Annotated in this window: 18 protein-coding genes; 8 read left to right on the top strand and 10 right to left on the bottom strand. The window is 63.0% G+C overall.

Annotated features, from left to right (window positions below; translation table 11 throughout):
- Nucleotides 1-5: 5 nt before the first annotated feature.
- Nucleotides 6-995 (bottom strand): ABC transporter permease, encoded by a 990-nt coding sequence (locus NLY42_RS14660; protein WP_023754573.1) that lies wholly within the window; start codon nucleotides 993-995, stop codon nucleotides 6-8.
- On the bottom strand, nucleotides 992-3,553 hold the full coding sequence (locus NLY42_RS14655) for an ATP-binding cassette domain-containing protein (RefSeq protein WP_023754574.1): 2,562 nt from the start codon (nucleotides 3,551-3,553) through the stop codon (nucleotides 992-994). The genes NLY42_RS14660 and NLY42_RS14655 overlap by 4 nt, the downstream gene beginning before the upstream one ends.
- 241 nt (nucleotides 3,554-3,794) lie before the next feature.
- Between NLY42_RS14655 and NLY42_RS14650 the strand changes: the two genes are divergently transcribed.
- The 7 genes from NLY42_RS14650 (at nucleotide 3,795) to NLY42_RS14620 (ending at nucleotide 10,080) form a co-directional block, all read left to right on the top strand.
- Nucleotides 3,795-5,027, top strand: coding sequence for an ROK family transcriptional regulator (locus NLY42_RS14650; RefSeq protein ID WP_069202677.1), 1,233 nt, complete (start codon nucleotides 3,795-3,797; stop codon nucleotides 5,025-5,027).
- A gap of 261 nt (nucleotides 5,028-5,288) precedes the next feature.
- Nucleotides 5,289-5,933: a 50S ribosomal protein L25/general stress protein Ctc gene (locus NLY42_RS14645; RefSeq protein WP_023686131.1), complete on the top strand. Its 645-nt coding sequence runs from the start codon at nucleotides 5,289-5,291 to the stop codon at nucleotides 5,931-5,933.
- A gap of 21 nt (nucleotides 5,934-5,954) precedes the next feature.
- Nucleotides 5,955-6,695 (top strand): aminoacyl-tRNA hydrolase, encoded by a 741-nt coding sequence (gene pth / locus NLY42_RS14640; RefSeq protein ID WP_023701571.1) that lies wholly within the window; start codon nucleotides 5,955-5,957, stop codon nucleotides 6,693-6,695.
- A 95-nt stretch (nucleotides 6,696-6,790) separates the two neighbouring features.
- Nucleotides 6,791-7,894: a redox-regulated ATPase YchF gene (gene ychF, locus NLY42_RS14635; protein ID WP_023754576.1), complete on the top strand. Its 1,104-nt coding sequence runs from the start codon at nucleotides 6,791-6,793 to the stop codon at nucleotides 7,892-7,894.
- Nucleotides 7,895-8,104: 210 nt separating this feature from the next.
- Nucleotides 8,105-9,079 carry a magnesium/cobalt transporter CorA gene (gene corA, locus NLY42_RS14630; RefSeq protein WP_023701569.1) on the top strand — a complete coding sequence of 325 codons (975 nt, stop codon included), beginning with the start codon at nucleotides 8,105-8,107 and terminating at the stop codon, nucleotides 9,077-9,079.
- Between the two features lie 78 nt (nucleotides 9,080-9,157).
- Nucleotides 9,158-9,619 carry a MaoC family dehydratase gene (locus NLY42_RS14625; protein ID WP_023670033.1) on the top strand — a complete coding sequence of 154 codons (462 nt, stop codon included), beginning with the start codon at nucleotides 9,158-9,160 and terminating at the stop codon, nucleotides 9,617-9,619.
- Nucleotides 9,616-10,080 carry a MaoC family dehydratase gene (locus NLY42_RS14620; RefSeq protein WP_023748156.1) on the top strand — a complete coding sequence of 155 codons (465 nt, stop codon included), beginning with the start codon at nucleotides 9,616-9,618 and terminating at the stop codon, nucleotides 10,078-10,080. Before NLY42_RS14625 ends, NLY42_RS14620 begins: the two co-directional genes overlap by 4 nt.
- Before the next feature lie 93 nt (nucleotides 10,081-10,173).
- On the opposite strand, the gene NLY42_RS14615 is transcribed toward NLY42_RS14620, so the two are convergent.
- The 5 genes from NLY42_RS14615 to petA form a co-directional block, all read right to left on the bottom strand.
- A complete protein-coding gene (locus tag NLY42_RS14615; RefSeq protein WP_013529989.1) occupies nucleotides 10,174-10,719 on the bottom strand; it encodes an adenine phosphoribosyltransferase in 546 nt (181 codons plus the stop codon).
- A 9-nt stretch (nucleotides 10,720-10,728) separates the two neighbouring features.
- The gene (locus NLY42_RS14610; RefSeq protein WP_023670030.1) at nucleotides 10,729-11,874 is read right to left on the bottom strand and encodes an alpha-hydroxy acid oxidase; all 1,146 of its coding nucleotides are present in this window, start codon (nucleotides 11,872-11,874) and stop codon (nucleotides 10,729-10,731) included.
- 186 nt (nucleotides 11,875-12,060) lie between these two features.
- On the bottom strand, nucleotides 12,061-12,933 hold the full coding sequence (locus tag NLY42_RS14605; protein WP_023754577.1) for a cytochrome c1: 873 nt from the start codon (nucleotides 12,931-12,933) through the stop codon (nucleotides 12,061-12,063).
- A 23-nt stretch (nucleotides 12,934-12,956) separates the two neighbouring features.
- The gene (locus tag NLY42_RS14600) at nucleotides 12,957-14,300 is read right to left on the bottom strand and encodes a cytochrome b (protein WP_023754578.1); all 1,344 of its coding nucleotides are present in this window, start codon (nucleotides 14,298-14,300) and stop codon (nucleotides 12,957-12,959) included.
- Between the two features lie 16 nt (nucleotides 14,301-14,316).
- Nucleotides 14,317-14,817 carry a ubiquinol-cytochrome c reductase iron-sulfur subunit gene (gene petA / locus NLY42_RS14595; RefSeq protein ID WP_245259858.1) on the bottom strand — a complete coding sequence of 167 codons (501 nt, stop codon included), beginning with the start codon at nucleotides 14,815-14,817 and terminating at the stop codon, nucleotides 14,317-14,319.
- A gap of 374 nt (nucleotides 14,818-15,191) precedes the next feature.
- On the opposite strand from petA, the gene NLY42_RS14590 reads away from it, so the two are divergent.
- Entirely contained in the window at nucleotides 15,192-15,536 is a 345-nt protein-coding gene (locus NLY42_RS14590) for a cupin domain-containing protein (protein WP_023754579.1), read from the top strand.
- Nucleotides 15,537-15,556: 20 nt separating this feature from the next.
- Here the strand turns inward: NLY42_RS14590 and NLY42_RS14585 are convergent, their stop codons facing one another.
- The 3 genes from NLY42_RS14585 to NLY42_RS14575 are packed head-to-tail and all read right to left on the bottom strand — an operon-like array spanning nucleotide 15,557 to nucleotide 16,342.
- Nucleotides 15,557-15,865 carry a DUF6665 family protein gene (locus tag NLY42_RS14585; RefSeq protein ID WP_023670023.1) on the bottom strand — a complete coding sequence of 103 codons (309 nt, stop codon included), beginning with the start codon at nucleotides 15,863-15,865 and terminating at the stop codon, nucleotides 15,557-15,559.
- Nucleotide 15,866: 1 nt separating this feature from the next.
- Nucleotides 15,867-16,139 (bottom strand): GNAT family N-acetyltransferase, encoded by a 273-nt coding sequence (locus NLY42_RS14580; RefSeq protein ID WP_348528058.1) that lies wholly within the window; start codon nucleotides 16,137-16,139, stop codon nucleotides 15,867-15,869.
- 50 nt (nucleotides 16,140-16,189) lie between these two features.
- On the bottom strand, nucleotides 16,190-16,342 hold the full coding sequence (locus tag NLY42_RS14575; RefSeq protein ID WP_245261279.1) for a hypothetical protein: 153 nt from the start codon (nucleotides 16,340-16,342) through the stop codon (nucleotides 16,190-16,192).

Here is a 16,342-nt window from a genome sequence, read left to right as displayed (position 1 = left end):
CGAGATCACCCCTTGGTTTCGCGCAGGACGCGCGATCTTGACAGCCGCTCCTCCAGGGAGCGCCAGTAGTTGGAGACCAGCAGCGAGCCGATCAGGAGCAGGCCGATGATCATGCCTTGGGCGTCGCCGCCGATCTGGTTGAGCGCCAGCACGTTGCGGATGATGGCAATCAAGAGCAGCGCCAGCATGACGCCGGTGAGCCGCCCCTTGCCGCCAAAGACACTGACGCCGCCGAGCAGCACGATGGTGATGACATCGAGCTCCATGCCGAGCGCATTGTTGGCGCGGGCGTTGGAGAGGCGCGCGGTATAGACGATGCCGGCGATGGCCGCGACCATGCCCGAAACGACGAACAGCTTCAGCACCATTTTGCGCGTATCGATGCCGGAATAACGCGCCACTTCGGGGCTGCCGCCGAGCGCATAGATGCGCTTGCCGGTCGGCGTCTTCTGCAGCACCACCGCGAAGATCGGCGCCAGCAGCAGGAACGGCACGATGGTCCACGGGATTTGTGTGCCCGGCAGATTGTTGATGCCGAAATCGACGACCGCCGGCGGCAATATGTTGACCGAACCGGTGCCGAGCAGGATGTAGCCAATGCCCCGATAGAGCGCCATGGTGCCGAGCGTCACCACCAGCGACTGCAGCCCCAGCCCTGAAACCAGATAGCCATTGAAGGCGCCGAGCAGGCCGCCGAAGACCAGCGTCAGCGGAATGGCCGCCAGCGTCGGCACGCCGCCCTGGACGAGCAGGCCAAACACCACGGATGTCAGCGCCAGCACAGAGGCGATCGACAGATCGATCTCGCCGGTGATGATGAGCAGCGTCATCGGCAGGATCAGCAACGCCTTTTCCGAGGCGCTCGCCGCCAGTTGAGAAAGGTTAAAGCCGGAAACGAAATTCGGCACGAAGACCGCCGCATAGATAAAGACGGCGAGGCAGGCGGTCGCCAGCAGCAGATCCCAGAAGTCGATCGAGCGGATAAACTTTCTCATCTCGCCCTCGCCTGTCTTGCCTGTTCGGCACGCCGCACGATGAAGGTGTCGATGCCGATGGCAACCAGGATCACCAGGCCATAGACGCCCTGCAACCAGAGCGGGTCGACACGCACCAGCGTCAGCCCGTTCTTGATGACCAAGAGCGTGAGCGCGCCAAGGATGATGCCGAGCAGCGTGCCCGAGCCGCCGCGGATGGCGACGCCGCCGACCACCGCAGAGGCGATCACCGTGAGTTCGAAGCCGAGCGCGACGCGGGCATCGATGGTGGCGTAGCGCGAAGCCCACAGGGCGCCGCACAGGCCGCCTAGCAGGCCGGCCATGCCGAAGGCCAGCAGGATGCGCCGGTCGACCGGAATGCCGATCAGCCTTGCGCCGTCCGGGTTGGAACCGGTGGCAAACAGCTCGCGCCCGGTTGCGGTGCGATAGAGCAGCACATAGCCGGCGCACAGGATGACAATAGCGATGATGACGATCAGCGGCACGCCTGCGATCTTCAGCCCGGTCATGTCGAGCCAGGCTTGCGTGACTTCGTCGGCGCTGACCTGGTCGCCCGCCGCCCAGATCGAGTTGAAACCGCGGAAGATCGACATCGAAGCCAGCGTAACGACGATGGCCGGGATCTTTCCCCTGGTAACGACAAGGCCGTTGAGCAGTCCGGCAAAGCCGCCGACCGCGCAGGCGGTGATCAGGCCGATGCCGATGTCCAATCCGGGATAGGCCTGAACCATGCTGGCCGCCATATAGGCGGAGAGGCCGATCACAGCTGCGATCGACAGGTCGATGTTGCGGGTGATCAGCACCAGCATCTGCGCCAGTGCGGCGACAATCAGCAAGGCGGCGTCCATCGACACAGCGGTGAGGTTCGCAGCGCTCACCATGCGCGGGTTGATGATGGTGACCGGAATGGCGACGGCGAGCATCGCCGCAAGCAGGCCGAATTCCCGCCGCTTCAGAAAATCGAACGGTCCTTTTGCCTTTTCCTCCTCGGCGGCGCGTTCTATCTGCGCTGCCTGGCCGGCACGTTCATCGGTCCTGGTCGCCGCTTCCAGTACCTTTTCCTGCGTGGCTTGTCCGCGCGAAAACTCAGCAGTCTGGCGGCCTTCGCGCAGCACGATAATGCGGTCGCACATGCCGATCAGCTCGGGCATCTCTGACGAGATCAGCAGGATCGCCATGCCATGCGCGGCAAGGTCAGCGATCATTGCATGCACTTCCGCCTTGGTACCGACATCGATGCCTTGCGTCGGCTCGTCGAGGATGAGCACGCGCGGCTCGGTGCGCAGCCATTTGGCCAGCACCACCTTCTGCTGGTTGCCGCCGGATAACTCTTTCACCGGCTGCCCGTAGCCGGAAAAGCGCAGCTTCATGCGCTTCAGCCAGTCCGCCACCAGACCGATGGCGCGGTCGGTGCCGTAGAGACCGCGTTGTGCGGCCTTGTCGAGAACAGGTAGCACCGCATTGTCGAGGATGGAGAAATCCATCACCAGGCTCTGGCCCATGCGATCTTCCGACACATAGGCGATGCGCGCATCCATGGCGTCGCGCGCCGAGGCGAACTGCACGGGCTTGCCGTCGATCAGGATTTCGCCGGCGTCGGGCCGGTCGATACCGAACAGCACGCGCGCAATCTCGGTGCGTCCGCTGCCGACCAGGCCGCCAAGCCCCAGCACCTCGCCGGCGTGAAGCTTGAGGTCGATACCGGTAAAGCCGCCGGCGCGCGAAAGTCCCTTCCCCTCCAGCACCAGCGCGCCTGAGGCATGGCGCCGTTCGGGATAGAGGTCGGTGACTTCACGCCCGACCATCATGCTGATGGCGGCAGCACGGCCAAGCTCGGCCTTCGGCTTGACGCCGATCAGGCGCCCGTCGCGCAGCACCGCGATGCGGTCGGCGATGCGGAAGATCTCGTCCATACGGTGGCCGACGAACATCATCGCCACGCCGTGCAGCCTGAGATCGGCAACGACGGAAAACAGCCGCTCGACCTCGCGCTGCGACAGCGCCGCCGTCGGTTCGTCCATGATCAGCACGCGCGCATCCAGCGATAGCGCCCGGGCTATTTCGACCAGTTGCTGTTCTGAGGTACGCAGGGTTCCCAGCCGCGTTGCCGCCGGCACGTCGAGGCCGACGGTCGCCAGCACCTTGCGGGCGCCGGCCAGCATGGCGGCATTGTCGATGCCGCCAAAGCGGTCGCGCGGCATGTGGCCGAGATAGATGTTCTCCGCCACCGACAGATCGGGAAACAGGCCAGGATGCTGGTGCATGACCGCAATGCCGGCCGCCTGCGCGTCATGCGGCGAATGGAAGACGGCTGATTTGCCGTCAACCTCGACATGACCGCTGGTGGGAGAATGCACACCGGCCAGAAGCTTCACGCAGGTGCTCTTGCCGGCGCCGTTTTCGCCAAGCAGCGCCAGCACCTCGCCGGAGCGCAATTCGAAGGAGGCGTCCTTGAGCGCAATCGTGCCGCCGAAAGCCTTCGTCGCCTGAACCAGGGCAACAGGAACAGCCCGCACCACCGCAGCGTCGGCTTCGCTTTGTGTGCTCGAGTGCAGCACGTCTCCTCCCTGACTAGTTATTTTTTCAATTTGCTATATTAAATAGCGCAAAGGCGCAACGGCAAAATTGACTTCCATGGTTCCGACGCGCACTGTCGCCGCCAACATAGGCACCGCAGGTGCGCTCGGCCGCAGGTGGTTTGCGGGCTTCGCGCCGGGAACGGGACATTTGGGGAGTGTGCGGGTTTTGTCAGGGAAAGGCAGCAATTCTGTCAAAGTTCGGCACTATAATGAGCGTTTCGTGCTCGACGCCATCCGTCGCCTCAAGGAAGCCTCCAAGTCCGATCTGGCGCGCGCGGCAAGCCTGACGCCGGCGGCCATCGCTGCCATCGTCGACGGCCTGGAATCTTCCGGATTCGTAAAGCAAGTGGGAAAAAGGTTCGGGCAGCGCGGTTCGCCCTCCACGCTGTACCGGCTGACGCCGGAGCGCATCTACAGCGTCGGCATCAAGATCGGCCGGCGTGCGCTTGAAGCCGTTCTGGTCGACTTCGCCGGTGAAATCCGCGCAAGAGAGTCGCACGAATACCGCTTCCCCGATCCTGATTTGGTGCTGAAGGCCGGCAACATGGCGCTGGCCACCTTCGAAAAGCTGGTGGATGGGCTTGGCGATGCCAGCATAGTCGGCGTCGGCATTGCCTCACCCTATTTCCTCGGCGGCTGGAGCGAGGAACTCGGCTTTCCCGACGATCTCGGCAGCCGCTGGGAGGCGATCGACCTGACGACATGCTTTGCCACGCCGGCGAAGACGCCGGTGTTCGTGGAAAACGACGCCACGTCGGCGGCGCTGGCCGAACTCGTCCAGGGCGCCGGCGCCCGCTTTCGCGATTTCATGCACATCTCGATCGACACTTTTGTCGGCGGCGGCCTGGTGCAAGGCGGCAGGGTCCATACCGGGCCGCATGGCAACAGCGCTGCCCTCGGACCCTTGCCGGTCTCGCCCTCAAGCCTCGATTCGGTGGCGGCGAAGCCTGCGCGCTACCAGAGCCTGCTGCATCGCGCCTCGATCTATGTGCTGGTCAATCACCTGAGGTCGCGCGGCGTGGTGATCAATCGTGTGCGGGAACTCGATCCGTTGCCACCCGAAGCGCGCTTGCCGCTGTTCGAATGGATCGACGATTGCGCGAGCGCGCTGGTCGAGGCGATCATCGCCATCACCTCCATCATCGACATCGAGGCCATCGTTCTCGACTCGATCCTGCCCAGGCTGATCCATCTCGAACTGCTGGCAAGGGTGCAGACCCAGTTCAACCAGGCCAGCGCAATCGGCATCGTGGCGCCGGAGATCGTGTCGGGGCAATTCGGCCCTGAGGCCTCCTCGATCGGCGCTGCCATGCTGCCGTTCTCGGCGCTGCTGGCGCCCGACAGCGGCGTGCTGATGATCGGCAAGGACCGGACTAAACTGCTGAGCGCGCTGTCCACGCTCGGTGGCGCCAAGGGAAACGGATCAAATCCGCCCGCCGACCTGCCGGCCTGAGCGCAATGCGGCGCCCAACGCAGGATCGGCCGCCCTTGCCCGCCATGGCTTGCACCCTTTCCCGCCTTCCGCTATAGAGCCGCCACCCGCGTAGACACCCTTGGAGGCAACGCGGCGGAAGGCTGCCTTCCCTTGTGATCCGAACAAAGCTCCGCGTATGCGGTTTCTGGCATTCGGACATCCAGGCCTGGCGGCTTTCGACGTTTACGGTCCAGGCACACTGCCACCGCAAACGCTCCATAAAACGCGAAAGGAAATGCCATGAGCCACGATACTTACGAGCTCAAGGCCGAAGCGCGCGAACAGGTCGGTAAGGGGTCCGCCCGTGCAGTTCGCCGCAACGGTAAAGTGCCTGCAGTTATTTACGGCGACAGACAGCCTCCCCTGGCGATTGCGCTGAACTACAAGGACGTCTTCTACAAAATCCATGGCGGCGGGTTTTTGACCACGATCGCCACGATCGATGTCGACGGCAAGAAAATCCAGGTTCTGCCCAAGGATTTCCAGCTCGACCCGGTCAAGGATTTCCCGGTCCATGTCGACTTCCTGCGCATCGGCAAGGACACCGAGGTCAACGTCGACGTGCCCGTCCACTTCATCAATGAAGACAAGTCGCCCGGCATCAAACGCGGCGGCGTGCTCAACATCGTGCGTCACGAAGTCGAGTTCCACTGCCCGGCCAATGCGATCCCGGAATTCATCACCGTCGATCTCACCGGCGCCGACATCGGCGATTCGATCCACATCTCGGCGGTTACCTTGCCGGCCGGCGTCAAGCCGGTGATCTCCGATCGCGATTTCACCATCGCGACCATTGCCGGCTCCTCGGCGATGAAGCCGGAGACGGAAGAGACGGCGGAAGCGGCAGCCCCCGAAGCGGCGGCTCCTGCTGCCGAAGAGAAGTAATTTTCGGGCCCGGAGTTCACGATGCTTGTCTTTGCAGGCCTCGGCAATCCGGGCGCGAAATACGCTGATAACCGGCACAATGTCGGCTTCATGGCGGCGGACGCAATTGCCCGCCGCCATTCGTTTTCGCCCTGGTCGAAGAAGTTCCAGGGCCTGATCGCCGAAGGCACGATTGCCGGCGAAAAGATTCTTCTGATCAAGCCGCAGACCTTCATGAACCTGTCGGGACAGCCGGTCGGCGAAGCCCTGCGCTTCTACAAGCTCGGCCCCGAGGCGCTGACCGTCTTCTACGACGAGATCGACCTGCCGGCCGGCAAATTGCGGGTCAAGGTCGGCGGTGGCGCCGGCGGACACAACGGCATCCGTTCGCTCGACCAGCATGTCGGCAAGAACTTTCGCCGCGTGCGCATCGGCGTCGGCCATCCCGGCGTCCGGGAAATGGTGCAGTCCCATGTGCTCGGCGATTTCGCCAAGGCCGACCGCGAATGGCTGGACGTGCTGCTCGACACCATCGCCGACGATGCCGGGCTGCTGGCCAAGGGCGACGACAGTTCTTTCATGAACCGGGTGACGCTGGCCTTGCGCGACAAACTAACGCCAACCGGCGACGACGACCGGCCGCCGCCAAAGGCGCCGAAGGCTGAGGGCCCGAAAGCTCAAAGCCACATCCGCCAGGCACGGCCACAGCAGGCGCCGGCCAAGCTGCCGGAAAGCGGCCCTATGGCCGCCATGCTGAAGAAACTGTTCGGCAAGAAGGACTGAGCGTCGATAGGATCGGGACCGCGGGGCTTGACGTTGCTCACCCCTATCGCCCATAGCCCTCATCAAATTTCTAGTTTCCCGATAGGACCGGACACATGGGTTTCAAATGCGGCATCGTTGGCTTGCCCAACGTCGGCAAGTCGACGCTTTTCAACGCATTGACCAGGACGGCGGCGGCGCAGGCCGCCAACTATCCGTTCTGCACCATCGAACCGAACACCGGCGAGGTGGCGGTGCCTGATCCGCGGCTGCAGAAGATCGCCGCGATCGCCAAGTCTAAGGAGATCATCCCGACCCGCATCTCCTTCGTCGACATCGCCGGCCTGGTGCGCGGCGCCTCCAAGGGCGAAGGGCTGGGCAACCAGTTCCTCGCCAACATCCGTGAGGTCGACGCCATCGTGCATGTGCTGCGCTGTTTCGAGGATGACGACATCACCCATGTCGAGGGCAAGATCGACCCTGTCGCCGACGCCGATACGGTCGAGACCGAGCTGATGCTCGCCGACCTCGACAGCCTCGAGCGCCGCATCGTGCAGATCCGCAAGCGCGCCGGCAGCAAGGACAAGGAAGCAACCACCGTGCTGCCGATGATGGAGGCCGCACTCGAGCTCCTCCAGGCCGGCAAGCCGACCCGCATCCTGCTCAACGGCATTTCAGCGGAAGACCTGCGCATCCTGCAGGGACTGAACCTCTTGACCTCGCACCCCGTGCTCTATGTATGCAACGTCGCCGAAGCCGACGCCGCCACCGGCAACGAGCACACCAGGGCCGTGGAAAAGATGGCGACCGCCCAAGGCGCCGGCACCGTGGTGATCTCGGCCGCGATCGAGGCCGAAGTCGCCCAGCTCTCGGACGAGGAAGAGATGGAGTTCCTGTCCTCGCTCGGGCTCGACGAGCCTGGCCTCAACAAGGTCATCCGCGCCGGCTATGATCTGTTGCATCTCATCACCTATTTCACCGCCGGGCCGAAGGAGACGCGCGCCTGGACGATCCACAAGGGCGACAAGGCCCCGCAGGCGGCCGGCGTCATCCACACCGATTTCGAGCGCGGCTTCATCCGCGCGCAGACCATCGCCTACAACGACTACATCACACTGGGCGGCGAAGTGGCGGCCAAGGAAGCCGGCAAGGCGCGCGACGAAGGCAAGGAATATGTCGTCCAGGACGGCGACGTCCTGCTGTTCAAGTTCAACACCTGAGACGCCGAGGCATCTCGCGGCTCGCGCGCTGACGGCGGCCGATCATGGCTTCGTCAAGTGGAGGAGCCGGCATGCCGCTTCGCTTGACTGCCCTTGGCACCGGGTCTATGGCCGTTTGCATGCGACTTGGCCGTCCCCGTGGGAACGGCGGCGCGTGCAAGACCCATCGCTATTAAACGAAACCTTGGGCTCAACCAACGGAGACCGGCGATGATCAAGGCCTTCGTCGTCGACAATGATCGCCTGCGCCTCGCCGACGATCTCGTGGCCAATGGCGATCAGGTCGTCTGGGCCGACCTTCTCAACCCGACCAAGGAAGAAGAAACAACGATCGAGACCTGGCTCGGTGTTGCCATCCCGACGCGCGAGGAGATGGAGGAGATCGAGATTTCGAGCCGCCTCTACATCGAGGACGGCGCCTACTTCATGACCGCCACCTTGCCGGCGCAGACCGAAATCGATGATCCCTTGATGTCACCGGTTACCTTTGTGCTTGCCGGCCCGAGACTGGTCACCATCCGCTATCATGAGCCGAAGGCGTTCAAGACCTTTCCGCTGCGCGCCGAGAAGGTGGCGACAGGCTGCACCACCGGCAACACCATCCTGATCGGCCTGCTGGAGGCGATCGTCGATCGCCTAGCCGATATTCTCGAACGCGCCGGCCGTGACATCGAGACGATCTCGCGCGACATCTTCGAGGCGCGGTCGACCAAGGTGAACAAGCGCAATCGCGATTTCCAGGAACTGCTCAAGGCCATAGGCCGCAAGGAAGACATTGCCTCCTCGATCCGCGACAGCCTGATCTCGCTGCAGCGCCTCACCGGCTTCCTTGCCCACGTCGCGACCCAGATCAAGATGAGCAAGGACGTCCGCGCCCGCATCAAGACAGTATCGCGCGACGTGCTGTCGCTCGCCGACCATGCCACCTTCCTGTCGCAGAAGATCTCGTTCCTGCTCGACGCGACGCTCGGCATGATCTCGATCGAGCAGAACGCCATCATCAAGATCTTCTCGGTCGCCGCCGTCATCTTCCTGCCGCCGACGCTGGTGGCTTCGATCTACGGCATGAATTTCGACGTCATCCCGGAGCTGAAATGGGAGCTCGGCTATCCCTTCGCCATCGGCCTGATGATCCTGTCGGCGATCCTGCCGTTCTGGTATTTCCGCCGCCGCGGCTGGTTGTAGGCCCAATAGAATTCGCTTGACCAAACGCCGCCCGGACGGCATCCGGATGCCCGGTGATCGTACAACCGGATTGAGATCATGACCGCAAAAAGCTGGGCCTACGAGGATTTCACCGAGGGCGCATCGATCGACCTCGGCGCCAAGCAGGTGAGTGCGGCCGAAATCATCGAATTCGCCACCGAATTCGACCCGCAGCCGATGCATCTCGACGAAGCCGCCGGCAAGGCCAGCATCCTTGGCGGCTTGGCCGCCTCCGGCTGGCACACCTGCGCGATCTTCATGCGCATGCTGTGCGACGCCTTCCTGCTCGACTCGACCGCGCAAGGCGCGCCCGGCATCGACCAGGTCAAATGGAAGAAGCCGGTGCTGGCCGGCGACACACTGGCCGGCAGCACCAGCGTGCTTGCCAGGCGCCTGTCGAAATCCAGGCCTCAGCTCGGCCTCGTCACCTTGCGCAGCGAACTGTTCAACCAGCGCGGTGAAAGCGTCTTCGAACTTGAGAACACTGTCATGTTCTTGACCCGCGAGGCCGGCGCATGAGCCTCGACGCGTTCTTCCGCATCGGCGATACCATCAACCTCGGTTCGCACACATTCGAAACCGAGGCGATCAAGGCGTTCGCCTGCAAATACGATCCACAGGTCTTTCATGTCGACGAGGAGGCGGCGAAGAAAAGCGTGTTCGGCCGCCTCTGCGCCTCAGGCTGGCACACCGCGGCCACCTGGATGAAGCTCAATCTCAAAAATCCTATGGACGCTTCTCAATGGACCGGACCCGGCCCGGTACCAGAATTCGGCCCCTCCCCCGGCTTCAGGAACCTGAAATGGCCAAAGCCGGTCTATGCCGGCGAAACCGTCACCTTCACCCGCACGGCCGTCTCCCACCGCCCGCTGGCCAATCGCCCCGGCTGGCGGCTGCTCGCGCTGCGCTCGGAAGGATTCGATTCGACGGGCGACAAGGTGCTGGAGTTCGACAGCGCGGTGCTGGTGAAGGCTGGGTAGGGCTAGGGTTTAGGCAGTAGGGATTAGGCAGCAGTGGGTGCTGCGCCTTGCACGGAATGCGGAGCTTCCTCCCTACTCCCTACTCCCTACTCCCTAATGCCCCTCAAACCCGATCAACGTCCGCACCGGCACGCCCAGCGCTTCGAGCTTCGCCCGTCCGCCGAGATCCGGCAGGTCGATGACGAAGCACGCGGCAAGAATATCGGCGCCGATCTGCCTCAGCAGCTTGACCGCCGCCTCCGCCGTGCCGCCGGTCGCGATCAGGTCGTCAACCAGGATCACCTTCTCGCCCGGCGCAACGCCGTCCTTGTGCATCTCCATCTCGTCCAGCCCGTATTCCAGGCTGTAGGCGACGCGTACCGTCTCGTAAGGCAGCTTGCCCTTCTTGCGGATCGGCACGAAACCGGCCGAAAGCTGGTGCGCGACCGCACCGCCGAGGATGAAGCCGCGTGCCTCGATGCCGGCGATCTTGTCGATCTTCTGCCCGGCATAGGGATGCACCAGCTCGTCGATGGCGCGGCGGAAGGCGCGCGCATTGCCGAGCAAAGTGGTGATGTCGCGAAACAGGATGCCGGGCTTGGGGTAGTCCGGAATGGTGCGGATCGCGGCGAGCAGCGTGTCTTCGAGCGAGGATTTCATGGGTCGAGATTACCTGAAACGGAGGTTGTTGCGCGACAATTGTTCGATCGAACTGCAGCCCATCAGCTTCATGCCGCGCTCGATCTCGATCCGCATCTGCTCCAGCGCCCGCTCGACGCCCGGCTGTCCGGCCGCCGCTAGCGGGAACAGGTAATAGCGGCCGACGCCAACAGCCTTGGCGCCGAGCGACAGCGCCTTCAGCACATGGGTGCCGCGCTGCACGCCGCCATCCATGATGACGTCTATTCTGTCGCCGACGGCATCGACGATCTCGGCCAACTGGTCGAACGCCGCCCGCGAGCCGTCCAGCTGCCGGCCGCCATGGTTGGACAGCACAATGCCGCTGCAGCCGATCTCGACGGCGCGCTTGGCATCCTCCACCGACATGACGCCCTTGAGACAGAACGGACCTCCCCACAGTCTGACCATCTCGGCAACATCGTCCCAGGTCATCGACGGATCGAGCATCTCGGTGAAGTAGCGGCTGATCGACATCGTGCCGCCGCCCATGTCGACATGCTCGTCGAGCTGCGGCAGCTTGAACCCCTCATGGGTGAAATAGTTGATCGCCCAGCCCGGCTTCAGCGCGAACTGCAGCATGCCGGCAAGGTTGAGCTTGAAGGGGATGGCAAAGCCGGTGCGCTTGTCGCGCTCGCGGTTGCCTCCGGTGATGCTGTCGACGGTCAGCATCATCACTTCGACTCCAACCGCTTTCGCCCGCTGCATCATCGCCCGGTTGAGGCCGCGATCCCGGTGGAAATAGAACTGGTAGACCTGCGGGCTGCTGCTGATCTTGCGCGCTTCCTCAAGACTGACAGTGCCGAGCGAGGACACGCCGAACATCGTGCCGAATTTGGCCGAAGCCTTGGCCACCGCGCGCTCGCCTTGATGATGGAACAGCCGCTGCAAGGCGGTCGGCGAGCAATAGACGGGCATGGCCAGCTTCTGGCCCATCACCGTCACCGACATGTCGATCTCGCTTACCCCGCGCAGCACGTTGGGAACGAGGTCGCAGCGCTCGAAGCTCTCGGTGTTGCGGCGATAGGTGACCTCGTCGTCGGCCGCGCCATCGATGTAGTTGAAGATTGGCCCAGGCAACCGCTGCTGGGCCATGCGCCGGAAATCGGAAAAGTTGTGACAGTCGCGTAGCCGCATCATCGATCCCAAATGCCCCTTTAGCCCGCGATCCGCCGGGCGCGCGTGCAATACCAATCGCATGGCGCCGTGCCAACGGACTTCTTACTGGACGGCTGCTGCGCCAAGATGCGAACCATGCCCGGTTTGGCAAGCAAAAAGGGCGTCCGAAGACGCCCTTTCCATTTCCGAGGAATAAGATGCGGCTTAGTGCGCCACGCCTTCCCACACCTTGCGCTTGGTCAGATACATCAGCGCCCCGAACAGAAGCAGAAACACCAGCACGCGGAAGCCGGTCTTCTTGCGGTCTTCCATATGCGGCTCGGCCGCCCACATCAGGAACGCCGAGACGTCGCGCGAATACTGGTCGATCGTCTGCGGCGAACCGTCATCGTAGGTCACCTGGCCGTCGGAGAGCGGCTTGGGCATCTTCAGCGACACGCCGGACATGAAGTATGGATTGTAGTGGGTGCCTTCGGGGATCACCATGCCGGCAGGTGGCGTCTCGTCGTAGCCGGTCAGCAGCGAATGGATGTAGTCCGGGCCGCCCTGCGCATATTGCGTGAAGATATCGAAGACGAAGCGCGGGAAGCCGCGCTCGACGCCGCGCGCCTTGGCCAGCAGCGACATATCCGGTGGGGCAGCGCCGCCGTTGGAAGCGGCAGCCGCCTCCTCATTGGCGAACGGCGCCGGGAAATGGTCGGACGGCTTGCCCGGGCGGTCGAACATGTCCCCGGTATCGTTGGGTCCATCATGGATGGTGTACTCGGCCGACAGGGACTTGATCTGCGCTTCCGAATAGCCGAGGTCCTCCAGCGTGCGGAACGCCACCAAATTCATCGAGTGGCAGGCCGAGCAGACTTCCTTGTAGACCTTCAAGCCACGCTGCAGCTGCGCCTTGTCGTAGGTGCCGAACGGACCGGCAAAAGTCCAGTCCATCTCCTTCGGCTCGTGGATCGGGAAATGCGTCGGTGCCGCCGCGTTGTGCGCCTCTTCAGCGGCGATCGCCACACTGCCGACGGCTCCGATGCCAGCGGCAAACACGCCTAGCAGGGCGAGCGAGGTGAGAATCTTTTTCATGCCAAATCCCCTTAGATTCTCACTCAGCCTTTGGTTTCCGGCGCGGCGGTCGCACCGGCCGGATGTCCCCCTCCGGCACCCTTGTTCTTCTCCAGCACCGCCTCGGTGATCGAATTCGGCAGTCTGCGTGGCGTCTCGATCAGGCCAAGCACCGGCAGGATGACGAGGAAGAAGGCGAAGTAGAACAGTGTCGCCGCTTGAGCGTAGCCAATGTAGTTGCCCGAGACCTCACCTATCAGGAGGGTCAACAGACCGCCGCCTTCCGCCGGCTGCGAGCCAAGCCAGCCAAGCAGGACAGCGTCGGCGACGAACAGCCAGAAGAACAGCTTGTACCAGGGCCGGTAGACCGCCGAGCGCACCTTGGAGGTGTCGAGCCACGGCACCAGGAACAGCATGACGATGGCGCCGAACATGCACAGCACGCCGCCGAGCTTGGAGTTGATCGGCCCGATGTTGAAAGTGATGGCGCGCAGGATCGCGTAGAACGGCAGGAAGTACCATTCCGGCACGATGTGGGCCGGCGTCTTCAGCGGGTTGGCGATCGTGTAATTGTCCGGATGGCCGAGAAAGTTCGGCAGGTAGAAGACGAAATAGGCGAAGAAGAACAGGAACACGATCATGCCGAATGCATCCTTGATGGTCGCATAGGGCGTAAAGGCAACGGTGTCGGTCTTCGATTTCACCTCGATGCCGGTCGGGTTCGACTGGCCGACCACGTGCAGCGCCCAGACGTGCAGCACGACGACGCCGGCAATCATGAACGGCAGCAAATAGTGCAGCGCAAAGAAGCGGTTGAGCGTCGGGTTGTCGACGGCGAAACCGCCGAGCAGCAGTTCCTGGATCCAGTTTCCGACCAGCGGAATGGCGCTGAAGAAGCCGGTGATGACGGTGGCGCCCCAGAAGCTCATCTGACCCCAGGGCAGCACATAGCCCATGAAGCCGGTCGCCATCATCAGCAGATAGATGATGCAGCCGAGGATCCACAGCAGCTCGCGCGGCGCCTTGTAGGAGCCGTAATAAAGCCCGCGGAAGATGTGGATGTAGACGGCGACGAAGAAGAACGAGGCGCCGTTGGAATGCATGTAGCGCAACAGCCAACCGGAATTGACGTCGCGCATGATCTTCTCGACCGAATTGAAGGCGAGATTGGTGTCGGCGGTATAGTGCATGGCGAGCACGATACCGGTCAGGATCTGCGCCACCAGCATGATCGTGAGGATGCCGCCGAAGGTCCACGCATAGTTGAGGTTGCGCGGCACCGGATAAGCGATGAAGCTGTCATAGACCATGCGCGGCAGCGGCATGCGGGCGTCGAACCAGCGTTCGATACCGGTCTTGGGCGTATAGGTCGAGTGTCCCTCGCTCATCGAATTATCCCCTGCCTCAACCAATAAGGATTTTGGTATCGGAAATGAACTTGAATACCGGCACGGCCATATTTTCCGGCGCCGGGCCTTTGCGGATGCGGCCGGCGGTATCGTACACCGAACCGTGGCACGGGCAGAACCAGCCGCCGAAATCGCCTTCCTGGCCAAGCGGAATGCACCCCAGATGCGTGCAAACCTGCACCATCACCATCCAGGCTTCCTTGCCGGGCGTGGTGCGGTTGGCGTCGGTCGCCGGCGCATCGGCGGGCAGATTGGCGTTGCGGGCAATAGGATCCTTGAGGTCGGCAAGGTTCACGGCCTCGCCGTCCTTCATCTCCTGCTCGGTGCGGTTGCGCACCACGACCGGCTTGCCGCGCCATTTGACGATCAGCGACATGCCAGGCGTCAGCGAGGCGACGTCGACCTCGACCGAGGCCAGCGCCAGCGTCGAGGCATCGGGGCGCATCTGGTCGATGAAGGGCCAGGCAACGGCGCCTGCGCCAACCACTGCGGCCATGCCGGTGGCGACGTAGAGAAAATCACGACGGTTGGGATCCTGGGTGTCGGTTGCGCTCACGGGTGCCTGATCCTTTCGCCTCTTCCGAGCCGGCGGCCGAGCTTTGTCCCCGCTCCATCGCGCCGGCCCGACAGCGCATGGCGAACAAGCTAGCGAATTCCTCCGGCATTTGGATTTCGGTTTATGCGTGAAGCCCGTTTTTGTCCAGCGGGCTGAAGCCACAAGGGCAGATTGTCGCGGGGACAGAACAGCGCGTCAGTTGGCCAGATGCCCAAAGGTCGGCAAAGGCGGCTAAACAACAGGGAAATATCAGCAAATCCGAGGCTCCCCGCCTCTCTCGACAGGACAGGTTGCCGTGATCTAGTCTCGCCGGCATGGCACATATTATCGACCGCGAGACCTGGACCAGGACGCCCGGCCGCTGGCAGGGCGAACTGCAATGCGGCGCCTACGACTCCAACTCCTGCCTGATTTTCAACTATCAGGAAGAGATTGGCGGCGGCCCGCGCCTGCACACGCATCCCTATTGTGAAATCTTCATCATCCGGCAAGGCGCCGGCCTGTTCACGATCGGCGACCAGCAGATAGAGGCCACGGCCGGCCAGATCCTGATCGTGCCGCCCGATACGCCGCACAAATTCACCAATCTTGGCCCAGGCCCGCTCGAAACGACCGACATCCACGAAAACGGCAGCTTCATCACCGAATGGCTGGAATGATTGTTGCCGGCTGGTGACCTCTAGCTTGCACCGAGCCTGACCAGCACGGCCCTTGGGATATCGTATTCGCGGATGGCCGACTCATGCCGGCGCAGGCCGCAGAGTTCACGCTGGATGAAATAGGCGTGCACCGCCGCGGCAGCCTCCTTGAGCAGCCGCGGTCGCTGCTCCTCGTCGCCGTTGTTCTGACGGAGCTTGGCCAGCGTTTCCTCGACCCGTTGGCCGGCACGGCCGAGCGCTGCGGCCTTTTCAGCCAGTATCTCATGGCCGAGGGCGTCGAACGCGGCTTCGGCAGCCGAGGCGCCTAGGGATGGCGGACGCAGTGACATCTCAGCCTCCTTTTCTGTCTTGAGAGAGCATCATGCGGTGCGTGACGAATTCTTCGCTCACCACCGGCTGGAAACCAAGCCGTTCATAGAACCCAAAGGCTTCTTGTGGCGCGCGGGTGTTCAGCACGGCAAAATGCTGACGTGCCCTGTCAATGACGGTCTCGACCAGCATGCGGCCAATGCCGCTGCGGCGATGACGCGCGCTGACGAACAGGTGCCTGACCCGGCCGTGGTCCCTGCCTTCGAAATAAGGATCGATGTTCAACCCGCACACACCAGCGAGTTCTCGGCCATGCCATGCACCAAACAGCGCCTCGCCTCGTTTCAGGAACTTGTTGCGGCGCCCGCCCAGCCATCCGCCAGCCGCACCAGCATCCAGTAGCCTTCCAGCCGGCTCTCCTCCTTCAGCGCATCGAAGGCCGGCGCGGTTGGCCGCAGCCGCTTGAGGACGTAGCCGATATCAGGCGACGCTGCCAT

The sequence above is a fragment of the Mesorhizobium sp. C372A genome, from assembly GCF_030323245.1.
Classification (GTDB): Bacteria; Pseudomonadota; Alphaproteobacteria; order Rhizobiales; family Rhizobiaceae; genus Mesorhizobium.
The sequence above is the reverse complement of the archived record's forward strand: the minus strand, read 5'-3'. Positions and strand labels throughout refer to the sequence as shown.

Coding starts and splice junctions, on each gene's coding strand:
- petA (WP_245259858.1), bottom strand. CDS start 14,817: ATGGCCGCAGTGGTTGGCGCAGGCGCCGTTGCCTGGCCCTTCATCGAC.
- NLY42_RS14620 (WP_023748156.1), top strand. CDS start 9,616: ATGAGCCTCGACGCGTTCTTCCGCATCGGCGATACCATCAACCTCGGT.
- NLY42_RS14605 (WP_023754577.1), bottom strand. CDS start 12,933: ATGAAAAAGATTCTCACCTCGCTCGCCCTGCTAGGCGTGTTTGCCGCT.
- NLY42_RS14645 (WP_023686131.1), top strand. CDS start 5,289: ATGAGCCACGATACTTACGAGCTCAAGGCCGAAGCGCGCGAACAGGTC.
- NLY42_RS14575 (WP_245261279.1), bottom strand. CDS start 16,342: ATGGCAGCGTCGCCTGATATCGGCTACGTCCTCAAGCGGCTGCGGCCA.
- corA (WP_023701569.1), top strand. CDS start 8,105: ATGATCAAGGCCTTCGTCGTCGACAATGATCGCCTGCGCCTCGCCGAC.
- NLY42_RS14610 (WP_023670030.1), bottom strand. CDS start 11,874: ATGCGGCTACGCGACTGTCACAACTTTTCCGATTTCCGGCGCATGGCC.
- NLY42_RS14625 (WP_023670033.1), top strand. CDS start 9,158: ATGACCGCAAAAAGCTGGGCCTACGAGGATTTCACCGAGGGCGCATCG.
- NLY42_RS14600 (WP_023754578.1), bottom strand. CDS start 14,300: ATGAGCGAGGGACACTCGACCTATACGCCCAAGACCGGTATCGAACGC.
- NLY42_RS14660 (WP_023754573.1), bottom strand. CDS start 995: ATGAGAAAGTTTATCCGCTCGATCGACTTCTGGGATCTGCTGCTGGCG.
- NLY42_RS14590 (WP_023754579.1), top strand. CDS start 15,192: ATGGCACATATTATCGACCGCGAGACCTGGACCAGGACGCCCGGCCGC.
- ychF (WP_023754576.1), top strand. CDS start 6,791: ATGGGTTTCAAATGCGGCATCGTTGGCTTGCCCAACGTCGGCAAGTCG.
- NLY42_RS14585 (WP_023670023.1), bottom strand. CDS start 15,865: ATGTCACTGCGTCCGCCATCCCTAGGCGCCTCGGCTGCCGAAGCCGCG.
- NLY42_RS14615 (WP_013529989.1), bottom strand. CDS start 10,719: ATGAAATCCTCGCTCGAAGACACGCTGCTCGCCGCGATCCGCACCATT.
- pth (WP_023701571.1), top strand. CDS start 5,955: ATGCTTGTCTTTGCAGGCCTCGGCAATCCGGGCGCGAAATACGCTGAT.